The organism is Coleofasciculus sp. LEGE 07092 (assembly GCF_015207375.1).
Taxonomy (GTDB): Bacteria; Cyanobacteriota; Cyanobacteriia; order Cyanobacteriales; family Coleofasciculaceae; genus LEGE-07092.
In genome coordinates this window covers 42,522-58,410 of record NZ_JADEWY010000025.1, presented here as the reverse complement: position 1 = coordinate 58,410, position 15,889 = coordinate 42,522, and the positions used below count along the sequence as shown (strand labels likewise).

Annotated in this window: 16 protein-coding genes; 7 read left to right on the top strand and 9 right to left on the bottom strand. The window is 46.3% G+C overall.

Annotated features, from left to right (window positions below; all coding sequences use genetic code 11):
- The first annotated feature begins 735 nt into the window (after positions 1-735).
- A complete protein-coding gene (locus IQ257_RS08640; RefSeq protein ID WP_193872986.1) occupies positions 736-1,890 on the top strand; it encodes a PEP-CTERM sorting domain-containing protein in 1,155 nt (384 codons plus the stop codon).
- Between the two features lie 155 nt (positions 1,891-2,045).
- On the opposite strand, the gene IQ257_RS08635 is transcribed toward IQ257_RS08640, so the two are convergent.
- Positions 2,046-3,131, bottom strand: coding sequence for a DUF1611 domain-containing protein (locus tag IQ257_RS08635; protein WP_193872985.1), 1,086 nt, complete (start codon positions 3,129-3,131; stop codon positions 2,046-2,048).
- Entirely contained in the window at positions 3,118-4,218 is a 1,101-nt protein-coding gene (locus tag IQ257_RS08630) for a dipeptide epimerase (RefSeq protein ID WP_193872984.1), read from the bottom strand. The genes IQ257_RS08635 and IQ257_RS08630 overlap by 14 nt, the downstream gene beginning before the upstream one ends.
- A gap of 209 nt (positions 4,219-4,427) precedes the next feature.
- Here IQ257_RS08630 and IQ257_RS08625 point away from each other — a divergent pair, with 209 nt between their 5' ends.
- Positions 4,428-4,982 (top strand): NUDIX hydrolase, encoded by a 555-nt coding sequence (locus IQ257_RS08625; RefSeq protein WP_193872983.1) that lies wholly within the window; start codon positions 4,428-4,430, stop codon positions 4,980-4,982.
- Between the two features lie 39 nt (positions 4,983-5,021).
- On the opposite strand, the gene IQ257_RS08620 is transcribed toward IQ257_RS08625, so the two are convergent.
- The 3 genes from IQ257_RS08620 to IQ257_RS31440 form a co-directional block, all read right to left on the bottom strand.
- The gene (locus IQ257_RS08620; protein WP_193872982.1) at positions 5,022-5,321 is read right to left on the bottom strand and encodes a DUF6464 family protein; all 300 of its coding nucleotides are present in this window, start codon (positions 5,319-5,321) and stop codon (positions 5,022-5,024) included.
- A 152-nt stretch (positions 5,322-5,473) separates the two neighbouring features.
- A complete protein-coding gene (gene speD, locus IQ257_RS08615) occupies positions 5,474-5,872 on the bottom strand; it encodes an adenosylmethionine decarboxylase (RefSeq protein ID WP_193872981.1) in 399 nt (132 codons plus the stop codon).
- Positions 5,873-6,031: 159 nt separating this feature from the next.
- On the bottom strand, positions 6,032-6,103 hold the full coding sequence (locus tag IQ257_RS31440) for a DUF3370 family protein (RefSeq protein WP_369076422.1): 72 nt from the start codon (positions 6,101-6,103) through the stop codon (positions 6,032-6,034).
- Positions 6,104-6,386: 283 nt separating this feature from the next.
- On the opposite strand from IQ257_RS31440, the gene IQ257_RS08605 reads away from it, so the two are divergent.
- Both IQ257_RS08605 and IQ257_RS08600 read left to right on the top strand, forming a co-directional pair.
- Positions 6,387-7,748 (top strand): DUF2157 domain-containing protein, encoded by a 1,362-nt coding sequence (locus IQ257_RS08605; RefSeq protein ID WP_193872980.1) that lies wholly within the window; start codon positions 6,387-6,389, stop codon positions 7,746-7,748.
- Positions 7,749-7,768: 20 nt separating this feature from the next.
- Positions 7,769-8,437, top strand: a complete 669-nt coding sequence (locus IQ257_RS08600) for a GDYXXLXY domain-containing protein (protein WP_193872979.1) — start codon at positions 7,769-7,771, stop codon at positions 8,435-8,437.
- Between the two features lie 4 nt (positions 8,438-8,441).
- Here IQ257_RS08600 and IQ257_RS08595 read toward each other — a convergent pair whose 3' ends face one another.
- On the bottom strand, positions 8,442-9,320 hold the full coding sequence (locus IQ257_RS08595) for a Uma2 family endonuclease (protein WP_193872978.1): 879 nt from the start codon (positions 9,318-9,320) through the stop codon (positions 8,442-8,444).
- A gap of 225 nt (positions 9,321-9,545) precedes the next feature.
- On the opposite strand from IQ257_RS08595, the gene IQ257_RS08590 reads away from it, so the two are divergent.
- Together IQ257_RS08590 and IQ257_RS08585 are read left to right on the top strand one after the other, a co-directional pair.
- Positions 9,546-11,066, top strand: coding sequence for a DNA phosphorothioation-associated putative methyltransferase (locus tag IQ257_RS08590; RefSeq protein WP_193872977.1), 1,521 nt, complete (start codon positions 9,546-9,548; stop codon positions 11,064-11,066).
- 99 nt (positions 11,067-11,165) lie between these two features.
- Positions 11,166-11,495 carry a hypothetical protein gene (locus IQ257_RS08585; RefSeq protein ID WP_193872976.1) on the top strand — a complete coding sequence of 110 codons (330 nt, stop codon included), beginning with the start codon at positions 11,166-11,168 and terminating at the stop codon, positions 11,493-11,495.
- 44 nt (positions 11,496-11,539) lie between these two features.
- Here IQ257_RS08585 and IQ257_RS08580 read toward each other — a convergent pair whose 3' ends face one another.
- Positions 11,540-11,824, bottom strand: a complete 285-nt coding sequence (locus tag IQ257_RS08580) for a DUF427 domain-containing protein (protein WP_193872975.1) — start codon at positions 11,822-11,824, stop codon at positions 11,540-11,542.
- A gap of 122 nt (positions 11,825-11,946) precedes the next feature.
- Here IQ257_RS08580 and recQ point away from each other — a divergent pair, with 122 nt between their 5' ends.
- Entirely contained in the window at positions 11,947-14,076 is a 2,130-nt protein-coding gene (gene recQ, locus IQ257_RS08575) for a DNA helicase RecQ (RefSeq protein WP_193872974.1), read from the top strand.
- 2 nt (positions 14,077-14,078) lie between these two features.
- Here recQ and IQ257_RS08570 read toward each other — a convergent pair whose 3' ends face one another.
- Together IQ257_RS08570 and IQ257_RS08565 are read right to left on the bottom strand one after the other, a co-directional pair.
- The gene (locus IQ257_RS08570; protein ID WP_228060538.1) at positions 14,079-14,546 is read right to left on the bottom strand and encodes a DUF2062 domain-containing protein; all 468 of its coding nucleotides are present in this window, start codon (positions 14,544-14,546) and stop codon (positions 14,079-14,081) included.
- 227 nt (positions 14,547-14,773) lie between these two features.
- A complete protein-coding gene (locus IQ257_RS08565) occupies positions 14,774-15,886 on the bottom strand; it encodes a mechanosensitive ion channel family protein (RefSeq protein WP_193872972.1) in 1,113 nt (370 codons plus the stop codon).
- Positions 15,887-15,889 lie beyond the last annotated feature (3 nt).

Below are 15,889 nucleotides of genomic sequence, written 5' to 3'. Positions count from 1 at the left end.
CTGTTGATTCATTGAGTCAAATCTTGGCTCCGTTAATTAACTAAGTATTTTTACTCAGCCAATACCTCGTTTTAGCGAGCGCCCTTCATACTTCAGTTATACTACATTTTGAAGTGCGGAATGTGGGTTCAAAGAATGTATTTTCATATCTTTAAGTAAAAACTCCTGCTAAGGAATACGGAAGCTTTATCGTAACTTTACACTATCTTTAGTAATTTTTAATACATTTTTTTATCTTCAATTGTGGTTTAGAGGTGTGAACATTGAAGACTGTGAACTTACAGAGGTAATTCTTAGCAATTAGAAGGATTTTTGACTTCAAAAAGTAAATATTACTATTTCAGTATACGAAGTTACACTAGCTTTTTTGTGGATTTGTAACAAGCTTTCATACTGATTAGCAGAGTCTTTTGGTTTGAAAATGCATAATCCTCAGACCTTAGTGGGGATTTATCCCAAAGGGTTACTTGTTGGTGATTCTCATTTAACTGAATAAAAATTATCTCAAGTATAAAAATCGAAATACTATATTTTTTCGATAAAGATGACTGAGAAGGGCTAGTAATTTACTCAGGAAAATGTCACTCTGTTTTTGTAGATAACTCTGAAAACGATCGCAAGGTTAACGAACTCAGGAATATCTACAGACTTTGTAGCTTCGGTTGAGTCGATAATTTTTGCGATCGCATCTCGGAGTATCTTTTTTTGAAAATTTACTTTGTCAGGGAAACATCTATGAGAGTAATTTCGGCTTTGGCGCTTGGTACGGCTTGCTCACTTTCTCTCGGTGTTGCTGTAGTTCAACCAGCTTTTGCAGTATCTGAGGTTGAACCTAATGACCCTTTTTTTAGCAGACAATTTCTCCCCTCTGATACCAATAGTGTAGAGGGTTTTCTAAACAGCGGTGATGTTGACTTTTTCACCCTCTCAGGTCTTAATGCCGGAAGTCTATTTACCGCAGAAATAACTTCCGGGTCATTTGATTCAATCCTGGGATTTCTAGATGACTTTGGGAATATTCTAGAAACAGACGATGACGGTGGATCTGGACTTCTCTCCCTACTTACTGGAACAGTACCAGCAAGTGGCAATTTGAATTTGGGAGTAACTGGCTTCGCTGATTTTGGTCTCACAGGTAACCACTTCCAATCTGGTTCCTATACACTGTCATTGGAAACCTTTACCGACGTACCTGTATCCAATTACACGGCTATGGAGGTTCCGTTCATCTTCGATGACATTTCAGATATGGGAACCCGCGTACTGGCAGGTGCTGACGACACCACCACCTCGGCGGATTTGGGCTTCACCTTCAACTTCTACGGCAATGATTACAATAGCGTTTCGTGGAGTCCGAACGGACTGATGACGTTCGGAGGCTCCAACAGTCAATTCAGTAATGTCAACCTAACCACAACCGCTCCTTTCAACAATCTTCCGAGTATCGCCGTTTTATGGGATGACTGGCAGTTCTTCTCACCAGGTACGGACGCAAGCTACTTCTACACAACGATGGGTACGGAGGGTAACCGACGCTTTATCACGCAGTGGAATTTTGCCGAGGGATTTTCTGATTCACCAAGCCCCGTCACTTTCCAGTCAGTTCTGTTTGAAGGGAGCAATAATATTTTATTTTCCTATCTGGACGTTAACTCTGGAGATTTCAGAGCTTTTGGTAACAGTGCGACAGTGGGAATTCGTGACGTTAATGGTCATTTGAATGGTAAAAATGTACAGTGGTCTTTCAATTCTCCAACCATTCGGAACCAGCAGTCAATTCTCTTTAAGCCAGCTTCCGTTCCCGAACCTGCTTCTACATTAGGTTTACTAGCCTTTGGTGCTTTCAGTGTCAGTTCTCTACTGAAGCGCAAACAGGAACAGAAAATGTAATATAACAGCCTCAGCAAATCGCAAACTCAATGAGTTCGCAACAGCTCTGTCTTGCATTGGGAGGCAGGGCTGTTTTGCTTGAGGTATGGAACGCCGATTCAGGGCATTTCCAAAATGCGATCGCCTAGCAAAAAATCAAGCAGGATGCTCTTTATTCATGTGAGCATCCCATTTGGATTGTTTCCCACCTTTCTCTCCCCCATCACCGCATCCACCAGCAAATCTGCCCCAAACCGAACTGCATCAGTACAAGGCAACCCCGTTTCTGCCTTGACTTGCTCGATCGCTTGCCGTGCTGCCCCATCATCTAGATGTCCCGTATTCAGGGCAATAGCGACTACCTGCACCGATGCAAACGCTCCCCCAGCACTGGCTACCATTTCATAAAGTCGAATCACATCAGGCAACGGCGGAATCGGTACATAGTCATAATTGCGGATGTGCTTCTGTCCGGCGCGATGTATCAACACCAAACCTGTTGGCTGAGTTCCTCGAATCAGGGGTAGGGTTGCCGTTGAACCCGGATGCAGTAAGGAACCCTGTCCTTCTACAATTAATAAGTCATGGTCGTTACCAAAACCCATGACCATCTGCTCTACAGCACCCGCCGCAAAATCTACCCGAATCGCATCTAAGGGAATACCATCTCCAGCAATCATTAAACCCGCTTGACCTGTGGCTAGGAACTTTGAGCGGATTCCCCTGCGGCAAGCAGCACGATGCAACTCGATACTGGCAGACATCTTACCCACACTCATATCCGTACCAACGGTTAAGATGCGTTTACAAGAGAGCGATCGCCCTTGACCGCTGCCTATAATTCCCAATCCCGATGGTTCCTGACGGATATCCCAAATATGCTGACCCGATTTGAGGAGCGATCGCAATTCCGGGTCAGATGCCATCGGGGTATGCAAACCATTGAACACTGAAAGCCCAGCCGCTACCCCCTGTTTCACCTCCTGCCACCAGGCATCCGGTAATACCCCTCCAGATGGAGCAATTCCAATTGCCAGAACATCCGGTTGATAAGTTAACGCTGACGCTACCGAATCCACAATCGGGGCATTGCAGGGAATTCCCGTTAATTCAGATAAGGATTCCCCAGCACACTGCTGGTCAATCACCGCCACAATCGTTGCTTCCCCATATCGTAAAAGCGTCAGCCCCGTTTTCCCGTGGGAGCCGCGAATTCCTTCATGGAGTAAAATAGCAACGCGCTGGTTATCAGTGAGACGCACGGCACTGCACCCCCAGTCCTGGTAAATTGTTCGGGATTAAACGCCCATCTTGCACCGTTGCCCCAGTAAAGGGGTCGTCTGCCAAGTTCAGGTGGCTGTCTAAATCCAAGTAATCAGCTAACGGTGAGAGTTGTGACGCGGCTGTATTCGCTAAGGTGCTATCGGAATAGCAACCGAACATCACCTGCAACCCACAAGCTCTAGCCGTGTGTACCATCCGCATCGCCTCTGATAGACCTCCTGATTTCATGAGTTTGATGTTAATACCATGAACGCGGTCTGCCAAGGAAAAGATATCGCGGCTGGTGAAGCAGCTTTCATCGACGAAAATAGGTAAAGGCGATCGCTCGTACAGCAACGGTAAATCATCCTCTTGCCCTGCTGCAATAGGCTGTTCTACATACTTTACCCCTTGACTGGCAAGCCAATCACACATCTTCACCGCTTCTTCCAAACTCCAACCCCCATTAGCATCAATGCTCAGTTGCGCTTCGGGTGCTTCTTCTCGAACTGCTAACAGCATTTCTTGATCCGCAGCAATCCCCTCTGGAGAACCCAGTTTAATTTTCAGCACACCCCCCCCTGTAAACGGTAGCCAGTCCCGCACTCGCTGCCTCGCCCCTTCTGGGGAATTAATGCCAATGGTGACAGAAATAGGTACAATCCGGCGGCGGTTCAACCCCCACAAACGCCACAGGGGAAGTCCCACCCGCCGTCCCAACCAGTCATGCAATGCCACATCAATCGATGCCCAAACTGCTGACGGTATTTCGGCATCTGCCAATATCCGCTCAATTTTCTGCCGTTCCCAAGGAGTAAATCGCTCTAGCATTGGCATAACAACTTCTATCGCCTCCCATAACATTTCAGTACTTTGCCGAACTTCACTACTGATGAGCGTTAAGGCGTCTTGCTTGGCGGCTGATTCCCCCTGGACTGCGATCGCAAAAGGAGAGGCTTCTCCCCAACCCTGAATACCTTCATGTTCGATTTGCAACCAGATATTAGTGCTTTGGGAGGTTGTGCCGCGACTTATGGTTAATGGGAATCGCTTGTGTACCGTAAAGGTTTCAACACTAATGCGCATAATTTTTGATGAATTTTGACGGTACTGTTTTACAAATACTTATAATTTTGTTAAATTATACTAGGTTTTTATAACTTCATTAAATATCTTCTAAATCTATTTCAAAAAAAGACCCTAACTCATCTGAATCAGGGATTTAATTTTACATCTAAAATGAAAATCTTATAGTAAATTGGGTGTTTCTACAGACTTCGTTCCCCAACTGACTCATGAGTTCTATCCAACCCTGGAAAACCCTTAGCTCACAGCTTGTCTTTGACAATCAATGGTGTAGAGTCAGACAAGATAAAGTGGAGTTACCGAGTGGTATTCTGATTGATGACTATTTTGTCAATGTCAGACCCGATATCGTTTTAATCCTTGCCGTCACTCCAGAGCGAGAAATTGTTTTCGTGCGTCAATATCGTCATGGGGTTGGTGAAATTTTATTAGAACTGCCAGGGGGTTCGTTTGATCCGCAACTTGAAGATAGTCTGAGCGCAGCGCGTCGAGAATTAGAAGAGGAAACTGGCTATGTTGCTGAGCAGATGATTCCTCTGGCAAGGTTATATGATAATCCTGTAAAAGATACGAACACGATTAATTTAATCCTTGCAGAGAATGCCCACCCCTCTGGCAAGCAACAGTTAGATCTTACAGAAGATGTTGAAATCGTACTGCTTTCAGAAGAAGAGACTTTAGCAAAAATCTCAACGGGTGAAATTTGCGTCTGTGGGACAGTTACAGCTTTATTTTTAGGCTTAAAAGTTCTGTCTCAATGCTAAAAAGGTCTTTCGGAAGTCTAATTTTGACCTTTGAATCGCTCAAGATTCCCTCGGTTCGTAATATCGGCAGTTCTCACAAGGACCCGACGGATTCACAGCACAGCGGATGTAAGCGGAACGGGCATTAAATCGACAGGTAATATCGCCGACTAAATAGCCAACTCCTTCAACATAATACTGGTCTGGAGGCAACTGATTTCTTTGCAAAACTCTAACTATTGGCATTTGCATCGAATCTCTCAGCCTTGCTTGCGCCCGTTCCTTGGCTTTTTGCATCACCCATATAGAAACCACCGGTGGTGTCAAACCTAAGACAAAAACCAATAGTGTCTCTAACACGCTCATTTCCTCCGGGGTGACTCTGTATGCTCGGCAATGGCTAAATTAGCACACCTGTTCTGATTACCAATTTAGGAGCTTCTCACCAAAAAGAGCAAGGTTTTTTGACCTTGCCCTTCATTGATAAATCCTCTCAGTTATCAAAAAAAGCCTTATCCAACCGCCTGATAAACGGCTCCTTCCATTAGTTCCGGAATTTCAACCGTTCTTTCAAAGCCACGGGGGATTTCTCGCATTCTCACCTGCTTGGCTTTCAGCGCTGTTTGTAAAAGCTTCATTGCCTCTTTCGGTTTACCGCTACCGCAGAAGAACAAATCGGCTGCAAAATACCCGTGTTCGGGCCAAGTATGGATAGCAATGTGAGACTCTGCCAGCGTCGCCGTTGCCGTCACTCCATGGGGACTAAACTGGTGTACACATAAATCTATGAGGGTTGCTTCTCCAGCGGAAATCGCATCAATCAAAGCGCGGCGAATTCCCTCAGGGTCATTCAGAAGGTCTTCAGGCGCTTCCCATGCGTCAACGACCAGATGAGTTCCCACTTGTTTCATTCTACTCGATTTACTCCACCCGATAAGATCTCAAAGACTTTATTTATAACACAGATTCAATGGAATTCTCAACCGCTCTGGAATTGGAAACGAATTGGCGATTTGCCAATATCAATATTAGCGATCGCTAGCGGTCAGGATTTCTATCTGTGGGCAGTCCTATTCTGAAGTGTTGATAGTCAACACCTGCGGCGGTGTCGAATCTGGAGGATAGAGGAAGTCTATCCGCACGAGTCGTTTTTATTTATCCGGCTGCCAGATTCAATTCTAACAGATGAGATTGCACGATTTCCTGAGGTGTGGTTTGGGCTACGGCGTGCATCCCTATTGTTTAGGAAGAATGCGAAATGCGATCGCATTCTTGCACTATAGGGACTGTGACACTTCAGGGGGCGGAATAGGGGTTAATGCATTCCCGTCAGAATAGTAGTAGAGTCCACCCAGGCGCTCGCTATCATACCTGTGCCACAAGTGCTATTTAAGAGGAGTAGGGAGCACCACTGCCAACGCTATTATGCTTTCCGAGAAATTTCGTCGCCAGTTGCGCCAAGAAGCAGAACAATGGCACGCTGAGGGATTAATCGATGCTGATGCATACGAACAATTAGCCCAGCGCTATCAATTCAGCGAACTGCAACGCGCTGCCCGCAATCGATTTATCGCCATCTTACTGGTGTTGGGCAGTATCTTCTTAGGTTTGGGAATTATTACCTTTGTAGTCGCCAACTGGCACGTTTGGTCGCGGGAGTTGAGGGTGACGTTGTTGCTGACGATGTTTGTTGGCTTCAACACCGCCGGCTTTTACCTATGGAAATACCCAGCTAAGGGATGGCAGCGCCGCTTGGGGCAGGGATTGCTACTGGTAGGGGCGTTGATGTTAGGGGTAAACATGGCGTTGATGGCGCAAATGTTTCACAAAAGCGGACCAATTTACCAGTTGTATCTGGTGTGGGGAGTGGGTGTCTTAGCTATGGCGTATAGCTTGCGGTTAACGACGTTGGGAATACTTTCTGCCCTCTTGATTGGTATAGGGTATTTGCGAGGACAGGTACAACCCGATTATTTGCTGCTGGGAGAATGGTCTTGGCTGCGGTTAATGGTGCTGTATATGCCCATTTTGGCAGGTGTGATGTTTATTCCCCTTGCTTACTGGTGCCGTTCCCGGTGGATTTTTGGCATTGGTGCGATCGCAGTGATTTACTCGTTAGAAGCAAACTTGCTCAATATCAACCTCTTACTTGCGCCACCTTGGGTTGCTGCGGTTGCCTGTGGCTTACCCCCAGCCTTGTTATGGGGATACAGTGATTCTCTCTGGGTAAAAGATCCATCAACTGCTAAGTCCTTCACTAGCATAGCCCGCACTTTGGCTGTTATTTTTCTGAGCCTTTTATTTTTTTTATTATCATTCTACAGCATCTGGAACAGCTCATTTGTACCATCAGCCAGGGACTCTTTTGACCTATCCTCTCATCTCCTAGTAAATATCTTAATGTTGGGAGGATTAACAATTTGGAAATGGCTACACTTGTTGCGTCACTTAAATTTAACTACCAGCATCATAGCTGTTATGATTGCCACCAGTGCAGTCGTAATCTATTGGCATCTGGCTACGACTAGACTGGAAATAGTTGCTTTATTAAGCTTTAACATCCTTTTATTCATATTAGCAATTGGTCTGATCCGCAAAGGATTAGCTCGAACTCAACGACGTTTATTTTGGGGGGGTATTGTACTGTTAAATTTGCAAATTTTAAGCCGGATGTTAGAGTACAATACCGAGTTATTGTTCAAATCTATTGTCTTACTGGTGTGTGGATTGGGCGTTATTGGGGCTGGACTCTGGTTTGAGCGCTACCTCCGAACCAAAGAAGTCTGAATTGTGGATTTTAAACTAACATGAGTGCTAATTTTAACCTTACCAATCCCATACTCTTGCAGCGATTTTGGATACCTATTTTGTTCCAAACTGCTTTGATTCTTGTCGTCCCAGCTCAAGCTATTTACACTCAAGTTACGGGCAAGAGTATCATTCTTCAAACAGCACCGATAGACTCTTACCAACTCTTGCGGGACTACTCCCAAACCATAAGATATGACATTTCCAGTCAAGACAATCTACGAAGTCTTCCAGGCTGGGAGCAATTGCCCAAGCAACAACCCTACGGCAACGAAGTAACTTTTATCAAATCAGGGACTCACTTTTATGTAATTTTGGCGGCACCAACTTCACCCAACTCCTCCGGCTTGCCACCCGCGTGGAAACCTGTTGCCCTCAGTGCCGAACCTCCTTCTCAACTTTCTAGCGATCGCATTGCTCTCAAAAGTCTTGCCCAAGGAGGTATTATCGAGTACGGATTGGAAACTTACTCTATACCAGCAGACCAATGGGAACAAGTTGACGATAATTTGCGTGCAGCCCAGAAAACGGAGCCAAGCCAACCCCAACAGTTACCCCCAGTCGTTGTGGAAATCAAGGTAGATTCTGAGGGTAACGCCGTGCCAATCAGTCTTTGGGCGCAAGTGGGTGAAGGTTCAGAAGCCCTGATTCGCAATTATCGATTCTAAGCATTCATTGCGGCAAGGAACTGCTCACAAACTGCTCTAACGACTCTACCGCTAGTGCCACCTCCACTAAATCTTGTAAGTGAGTGACATCAAATCCCTCTAAGTCAGTTTCTACCTCCTGCGGTACTTCTCCAAAGCGAACTGTGAGTAAACGTAGCAATTGCTGCAAAGCACCTTGTTGTAAGCCTTGTTGTAAGCCTTGTTGTAAACCTTGTTGTAAACCTTGTTCTTGTGCAGCTTCCTCTGGTAAAGGTATTAAATTGCCCTGATTATCATAAAAGCGCAGCCAGACGGCTTCTTCTCGGTCTATCGTTCCCTGCCAAGTTCCTAACCATAAACCTAACTGCTGGCACCACAGCCAGCCTTGCTCGTTGGGAGTAAGATCTTGATAGCCTTCATCCAAGTCTAAATGCCAGCCTTGTAAGGAGTTGGGGTCAAAAGGGTTGTAGACAAAATAGTTTGGAGTTCTGAATGTGCGCTCGTAGAGATCTTTCTTTGTTGTGATATCTACAGTAGCAGTACTTTCTGACATCAATTCCACAATGACATCTGGGTAGCGACCGGCTTCTTCCCACACAACCCAACCTTGCCGGGGGTAACTGCCATCGATATCTAAAACCACAAAGAAATCGGGTCCTCGAAAGTCTCGGTTCCTGGCTTGGGCGCTGCTGTAGTAGATAAACATATTGCCCCCAGCAAAGAAGTCATTACGGTCGAGGTAGGCTTGATTGACCGACTGAATCAAGGCATTCATGGCAATGCGGTGGCGGTTTGTTTCCAACGGTTCACCATCGTCAAAAATTAAGTCCGTCGGCGGCATGGGCGGTTTCCAGTCCGCAACAGTGCTAGTTGAGATTGTTTCTCCAATTGCTTCGGCTGACATCGCACGACTCCCCCGACTTGGGCGTTGATATTTTCAGGTTAGCGTAGCAGCTTTTACCCCTAACCAATGAAAGTTGCGGCTACACAAACACAGACACGCTAGCGGCAATCAATCTAGAGTGCGATCGCTTGATAAGAAATGTATCGGTAAGTCCTGTCCTAACTATTCCTATAGCGCTGAATTCTCGTTGACAGGTATAGTAATTAAAATGCTCTTGATTCAGTTATGGTTGCTCCAGTCCCAGAAGCCCCTGAAATCGAGCGTCACAGAGCCGCTATTGTCCGTACTGACCTTTCCAAGCCAGTGCGATTGGCAATAGAAAGCGCTACCCTAACTAAAGATACCACATTCTTCGATTACGGTTGTGGTCATGGTGGCGATATCCAGCGCCTTGGCAAACAGGGTTATAGCAGTACAGGTTGGGACCCACACTACCAGCCCGACAATTCCCGAATACCTGCCGATGTTGTCAACTTGGGTTACGTCATTAACGTTATTGAAGACCAAGCTGAACGTCGAGAAGCGTTGCTCAAAGCCTGGGAACTAACTCAGAATGTTCTAATTGTTGCCGCCCAAGTTTTAATTGACGATCGCGCTTCCGGTCAAATTGCCTATGGAGACGGCATCGTTACCCGCCGCAATACCTTTCAGAAATATTACGAACAAGAAGAACTCAAAGCTTATATTGACCAAGTTCTAAGCGTCGATGCCATTCCCGTTGACTTGGGAATTTACTTTGTCTTCCGCGACGAAACCCAAGCTGAAAGCTTCCGAGCATCCCGCTTCCGTTCTCGCACAACTACTCCCAGAATCCGCCTCAGCATCAAGCGGTTTGAGGACTACCAAGAACTCCTCGCTCCTTTAATAACATTCGTAACCGAACGCGGACGCCTCCCTAGCAAAACCGAACTGCCAAATACCCCCGAAATCCTTGAAGAATTCGGCACTCTGCGCCGCGCCTTTCAGGTCATTCTACAAGCTACCAACCAAGAGGAATGGGATGCGATCGCAGAAAAACGCTGCCAAGACCTTCTCGTTTACCTAGCACTGACTAAATTTAGCCACCGCCCCAAATTCAGCTATCTGGGAGAAACGGTGCGAAACGATATCAAAGCCCTTTTCGGCGGCTATCAGCAAGCTTGTGCGGCGGCAGACTTAATGCTGTTGAGTGTGGGAGATACCCGCGTGATTGCCCACTGCTGCCAGCACAGTTCCATCGGCAAACGCCTCCCCAACGCCCTCTACGTCCACATCTCAGCCATTGAAGCCCTCAATCCCCAACTGCGACTTTATGAAGGGTGTGCTAGTCGCACGATTGGTCACATGGAGGGCGCAACCTTAGTTAAATTTCACACTAAGCAGCCGAAAATCTCTTATCTATTCTATCCTGCCTTCGACACCGAACCCCATCCGGCACTGCACACCAGTATGCAAATCGACCTGCGGGACTTACAAGTTACCTACCGCGACTACGATACCGCAGAAAATCCCCCAATTTTGCACCGTAAAGAAACTTTTGTCACTCCAGACTATCCCTTCTATGAAAAGTTTGCCAAACTCACCCGCCAGGAAGAAAACTGGGGACTGCTGGATAATACCCGAACCATCGGCACCCGCAAAGGTTGGCAGCAATGCTTGCTGGAACATTGCGCCGAACTTCAAGGTCATCGCGTTATTTGGCGCAAAGATGCAGATCCTTACCGTATAAAATTATTGCAATCGGCTCGCCGCCAGCGCCGCCATTAGTGATTATTGAGAAATTTCTTCAGCAGATTTGGCTGCTACGGGATAATTATGAATGCGACTTGGTATCAGGTACAATCAAAAGTCCTGAGGAACTCAATCATGTCTTTCCACGAACAAAACATTAAAGCCTTTATTCAGGTTCTGCATAAAAAGCGATCGCTCTTTTCACCGCGAGATCGAGCTAGCCTAGAGCAGCTCGCTGCCAGTCTTCCCGATGATGAAGAGAAAATTTCAGAAGCAATAGCATCTTGGTACGAAAAACGTCCACCAATTCTTGATGCTCAGTTAGATATCCTCAATACCCTGCTGAGTGAGGAATTAAATGCAACGCGCTCCGTTGCAAGTGCTATTGCTAGAACTGAATTTGAAGCCAATCAAGATTACCGTCAAGAACTCCTTAGCGCTGTTGCGATAAATCATAATGCCTAAGGACATCCCGTAGAGACGTTGCAGGCAACGTCTCTACTACAAACCTACGCTTCGACTTTCACGCCTCTCCAGAAGGCAATATACCCCTCAATGTTTTTTGCCTTCTCCTTAGCTTCAGGGTAGTACCACGCTGCACCTTTGTTAACCTGTCCATCTACCTCAATATCGTAGTAGCTGGCAACACCTTTCCAAGGACAGGTGGTATGGGCGCTGCTTTCCTTAAAATACTCCTTGTGGAGCGAGTCGGGGGGAAAGTATTGATTGCCTTCCACGACTTCGCACTTGTCGCTCTCAGCGAGAACTGCACCGTTCCAGATTGCTTTCGGCATTGTTACGTTACTTCATAAACTCTCTAATTATTATTATGGGGTGCGGTAGAAAAAAATTGGACGGTTGGCATCTCATTGACGGTTGTTAAAATAATTCCGTCATCAGCGCTAAAGTATCCATTATGGTTCAGTTGCATTCCCTGGAGGAAGCACTCAAGCACTTCTTCGGTTACGACAGCTTCCGTCTAGGACAGGGGCAGATTATCGAAGAAGCGCTGCAAAATCGGGATTTACTGATTATTATGCCCACTGGGGGCGGTAAATCCCTGTGTTTCCAACTGCCAGCGCTGCTCAAATCGGGTTTAACGGTGGTAGTGTCGCCCCTAATTGCGCTGATGCAAGACCAAGTGGATGCTTTACAAGATAATGGCATTGGGGCAACGTTTCTCAACAGTACCCTGAGTCGGGACGAGGTGCGATCGCGGGAAACGGCCATCCTCAACGGTAAGATTAAACTGCTCTACGTTGCCCCAGAACGCTTGCTGGCAGAACGATTTAGTCCGTTTCTAGAGCAAGTGCGATCGCAAATTGGCATTTCTGCCTTTGCCATTGACGAAGCACACTGCGTCTCTGAATGGGGACACGACTTCCGTCCAGAATACCGACAAATCAAACAACTGCGCCAACGGTATCCAGATGTGCCTATCCTCGCCCTCACCGCCACAGCAACGAAGCGAGTGCAACAAGATATTATCCAACAACTTATACTCAGGCAACCGGGAATTCACGTTGCCAGCTTTAACCGCCCCAACCTTTACTACGATGTTCAGCGTAAAGAGCGTCAAAGCTACAATCAGCTAATCAAAAAAGTCCAATCCTATAAAGGTTCTGGTATTATCTACTGTCTCAGCCGCCGCACCGTCGAAGAAATTGCCTTCCGACTCCAGAAAGATGGGATTTCTGCCCTACCTTACCATGCCGGATTAACTGACGAAGTAAGGACAATTAATCAAAAGCGCTTTATCCGGGATGACGTGCAGGTAATGGTAGCAACGATTGCCTTTGGTATGGGAATTAACAAACCCGATGTCCGCTTTGTCATCCACTACGACTTACCCCGCAACTTAGAGGGTTACTATCAAGAATCGGGACGAGCCGGACGAGATGGGGAACCCGCATCCTGTACACTACTCTACAGTGCGGCTGATATTCCCAGACTTGATTATCTCATTGAGCAAAAACCTGACCCCAAAGAGCAGCGAGTTGCCCGTCAGCAGTTGCGTCAGGTTATCGACTACGCTGAGGGTACAGATTGCCGTCGTAAGATTCAGCTCAGGTATTTTGGTGAACAGTTTAAGGGGAATTGTGACACCTGCGATAACTGCTGCCATCCCAAACCTGTTGAAGATTGGACGATTGAAGCCCAAAAGTTCCTCTCCTGCGTGGCGCGGTGTCGGGAACGCTTCGGGATGATTCATATTATTGATGTGCTGCGGGGTTCGAGAAAGAAGAAGATTGAGCAGTACGGGCATCATCTACTATCGACTTATGGGATTGGCAAAGATAAAAGTATAGACGCTTGGAAAATGCTAGGGCGATCGCTCTTGCACCAGGGGTTAGTAGACGAAACAACCGATGGCTATCGGGTACTGAAGCTAAACAAACTCAGTTGGGAAGTTCTGCGTAAGCAGCGTTCTGTCTCTATTGCCGTAACTCAAACACCTGCGGCGAAGGCATTAGCGGATATTAACCCCAGAGCGGCTGAAATGGAACTGCTATTTGAGAGACTGCGGAAGTTGCGAAAACAGATAGCAGATGCTCAATCGGTTCCGCCTTATGTCGTGTTTGCCGATTCTAGCTTAAAGCTGATGGCGCAGGTACAACCCCAAACCCTAGAAGCCTTTGGAGAAATTTCTGGAGTGGGTGCCCATAAACTGACTCAGTATGGGGAGAGATTTGTTTCTGAAATCCGGGAATTTTGTCAGGAGCAAAAACTGCCAGTTCCCCTGCCTTCCAATACTCAGATGGTGACGCTGCAATTTTACCAGCAAGGGTTGAGCGTTGAGGAGATTGCCCAGAAACGGAGTTTGGCTCCTAGTACAGTCGTCTCTCATCTCAGCGAACTTATCGAGAAGAATCAGCCCGTCGATTTAAACCGACTCGTGCCACCAGAGCGCCAAACATTAATCATAAAAGCGATTCAAGTTGTGGGTGCTGAATCCCTCAAGAGCCTACGGGAACACCTGGGAGAAACTTTTTCCTATGAAGAAATTCGGCTGATGCGCTCACGGTGGCAGCGGGAAAAGATGTAGGGTTATTCTGAAAAGTTCTTTTTATAAGAGTTTCTCCGCCGACGCCGCGAGTGATAGGACGCTCGAAACCGACGAATCAGAGACAATCCTAGGAAGTAACTGCAAACTGCACAAACTAACCCTACCGTAAAGCAGCCGACAAACAGCGTCCCAATAATTTCGGAACCTAGCACTTTGACTTGCTGCCAGGATTGCAAACTCACATCTGTTAAGGTATTGTTATTAAGCAGCAATCGACCGACATGGAAGTTAAAGGCATAAATCGGCACATAAGTCAAGGGATTACTGACCCAAGTTCCAGCAACCGCCATAATTTTGTTTCCCCGCAAGGGAATAGCTAGCAGGACGCCAATAATGGTTTGAATACCAAAGAGAGGAAACAGTCCTGCGAATACACCACAAGCTAAACCCCGTGCGATTACTTCAGGTTTTCCGTGCAGGCGGAGTAAGCGCCAGTAAAAGTATTGCAAGCGGCGTCTGAAACTCTGCTTAGTCCTCCGCTTCTGGGAAGGGTATGAGTCAATAGATTTTGCCTCTGACGGTAAACGTGGGGGGCAAGTTGGCAGGGAATTTCTAGACATACGAGACAAAAAAAATCAGCAATTGCAGCTTACGTGAAGTCGGCTTCTACTAGTACTTACCGACCTAAGTTGCAGTTTTCCGGTTCCTTCTTTCTTTTACTTTACTAAAGAGCTGTTTAGATTGTCATCGGCGAATCGACATAGATGGTTGGTTCGTTCATTTTAAAGGCGATCCCGTAACCCATTAGCTTCTTCGATATTTTGTCGTTTGCCAGTTCCAGCAGCCGCTTGCGCAGTTGAATTGAATTGTCACTCGAACCGAGAATAAAAAATGTGATTCGAGCGCGGGTAGATTTTTCCTCAGGTGAGTTAATCAAAGTAATATTGGTACTTCCCGGATCAATGCCAAACAAGGAATCTGTACTTTCGACAATGATTTGCTGGACTAGAGCTTGTTCCCGTGCTTGAAGTACCTGATAAAAATCCAGGTAGAGGAGTACCATCACCTTTTTGCCACGGGTGACGTTTTCAATTTCCCAATCCGCCATTTTTGAATTGGGGACAATCAGCAGGGTACTTTTAGCGGCTGTGCGAATTTTGGTTGAACGCAAGCCAATGGATTCAACCCGACCAAACGAACCATCAGGCAGGCGAATATACTCACCGGGAATGAAGGGACGGTCTAGGTACAGAACAATTGTACCTAAAAGCTGCTGCAATGTTTGTTGGGCGGCAAAGGCGATCGCAATACCGCCAATTCCAAAACTGGCTAGTAATCCAACTAAGTTAACGTTCTGGCTTTGGGCAAAGGTGACAACAGCAATAAATCCAATGATCACATTGGCAATGGTTTCAAAGACAAGGAGCAATTCATCAACTTCTCGACCGAATCTCCGGATCAAGTCAATCCCGTACACTCGCACAAATTGGCGGAATAAGCGGGATGCTAACCAAGCAACACTTATTGTAACCGCTAAAGTCATAAAGGGACTCAGAAATTCATATAATCCTTGATAATCTTCTAGCCATGCTAGGGAAAAAGAAAGTAAGATTAAGGTGCCAGCAACCTTAAAATCTTTTTGAATGGGATCAATCAAATTGTCATAAATCGTCTTTCCCTGCTGGATTGAAAATCGATGAATGATAAATCGGGTAAGGCTGGGGGTATATCGTCCGATCAAGATAGATAAGAGAGCAAATATCAGGAATAGGACATAGTTGGGGACACTAGAAAAGTACAAGGATTGGTAAGCTTTACTGATTGTGTTGCTTAAATCTGAGGCATTCATCGG

Excerpts from the sequence above, each read along its gene's own strand:
- IQ257_RS08640 (WP_193872986.1), top strand. The coding sequence starts at position 736 with ATGAGAGTAATTTCGGCTTTGGCGCTTGGTACGGCTTGCTCACTTTCT.
- IQ257_RS08630 (WP_193872984.1), bottom strand. The coding sequence starts at position 4,218 with ATGCGCATTAGTGTTGAAACCTTTACGGTACACAAGCGATTCCCATTA.
- IQ257_RS08625 (WP_193872983.1), top strand. The coding sequence starts at position 4,428 with ATGAGTTCTATCCAACCCTGGAAAACCCTTAGCTCACAGCTTGTCTTT.
- speD (WP_193872981.1), bottom strand. The coding sequence starts at position 5,872 with ATGAAACAAGTGGGAACTCATCTGGTCGTTGACGCATGGGAAGCGCCT.
- IQ257_RS08605 (WP_193872980.1), top strand. The coding sequence starts at position 6,387 with ATGCTTTCCGAGAAATTTCGTCGCCAGTTGCGCCAAGAAGCAGAACAA.
- IQ257_RS08600 (WP_193872979.1), top strand. The coding sequence starts at position 7,769 with ATGAGTGCTAATTTTAACCTTACCAATCCCATACTCTTGCAGCGATTT.
- IQ257_RS08595 (WP_193872978.1), bottom strand. The coding sequence starts at position 9,320 with ATGTCAGCCGAAGCAATTGGAGAAACAATCTCAACTAGCACTGTTGCG.
- IQ257_RS08590 (WP_193872977.1), top strand. The coding sequence starts at position 9,546 with ATGGTTGCTCCAGTCCCAGAAGCCCCTGAAATCGAGCGTCACAGAGCC.
- IQ257_RS08585 (WP_193872976.1), top strand. The coding sequence starts at position 11,166 with ATGTCTTTCCACGAACAAAACATTAAAGCCTTTATTCAGGTTCTGCAT.
- IQ257_RS08580 (WP_193872975.1), bottom strand. The coding sequence starts at position 11,824 with ATGCCGAAAGCAATCTGGAACGGTGCAGTTCTCGCTGAGAGCGACAAG.
- recQ (WP_193872974.1), top strand. The coding sequence starts at position 11,947 with ATGGTTCAGTTGCATTCCCTGGAGGAAGCACTCAAGCACTTCTTCGGT.
- IQ257_RS08565 (WP_193872972.1), bottom strand. The coding sequence starts at position 15,886 with ATGAATGCCTCAGATTTAAGCAACACAATCAGTAAAGCTTACCAATCC.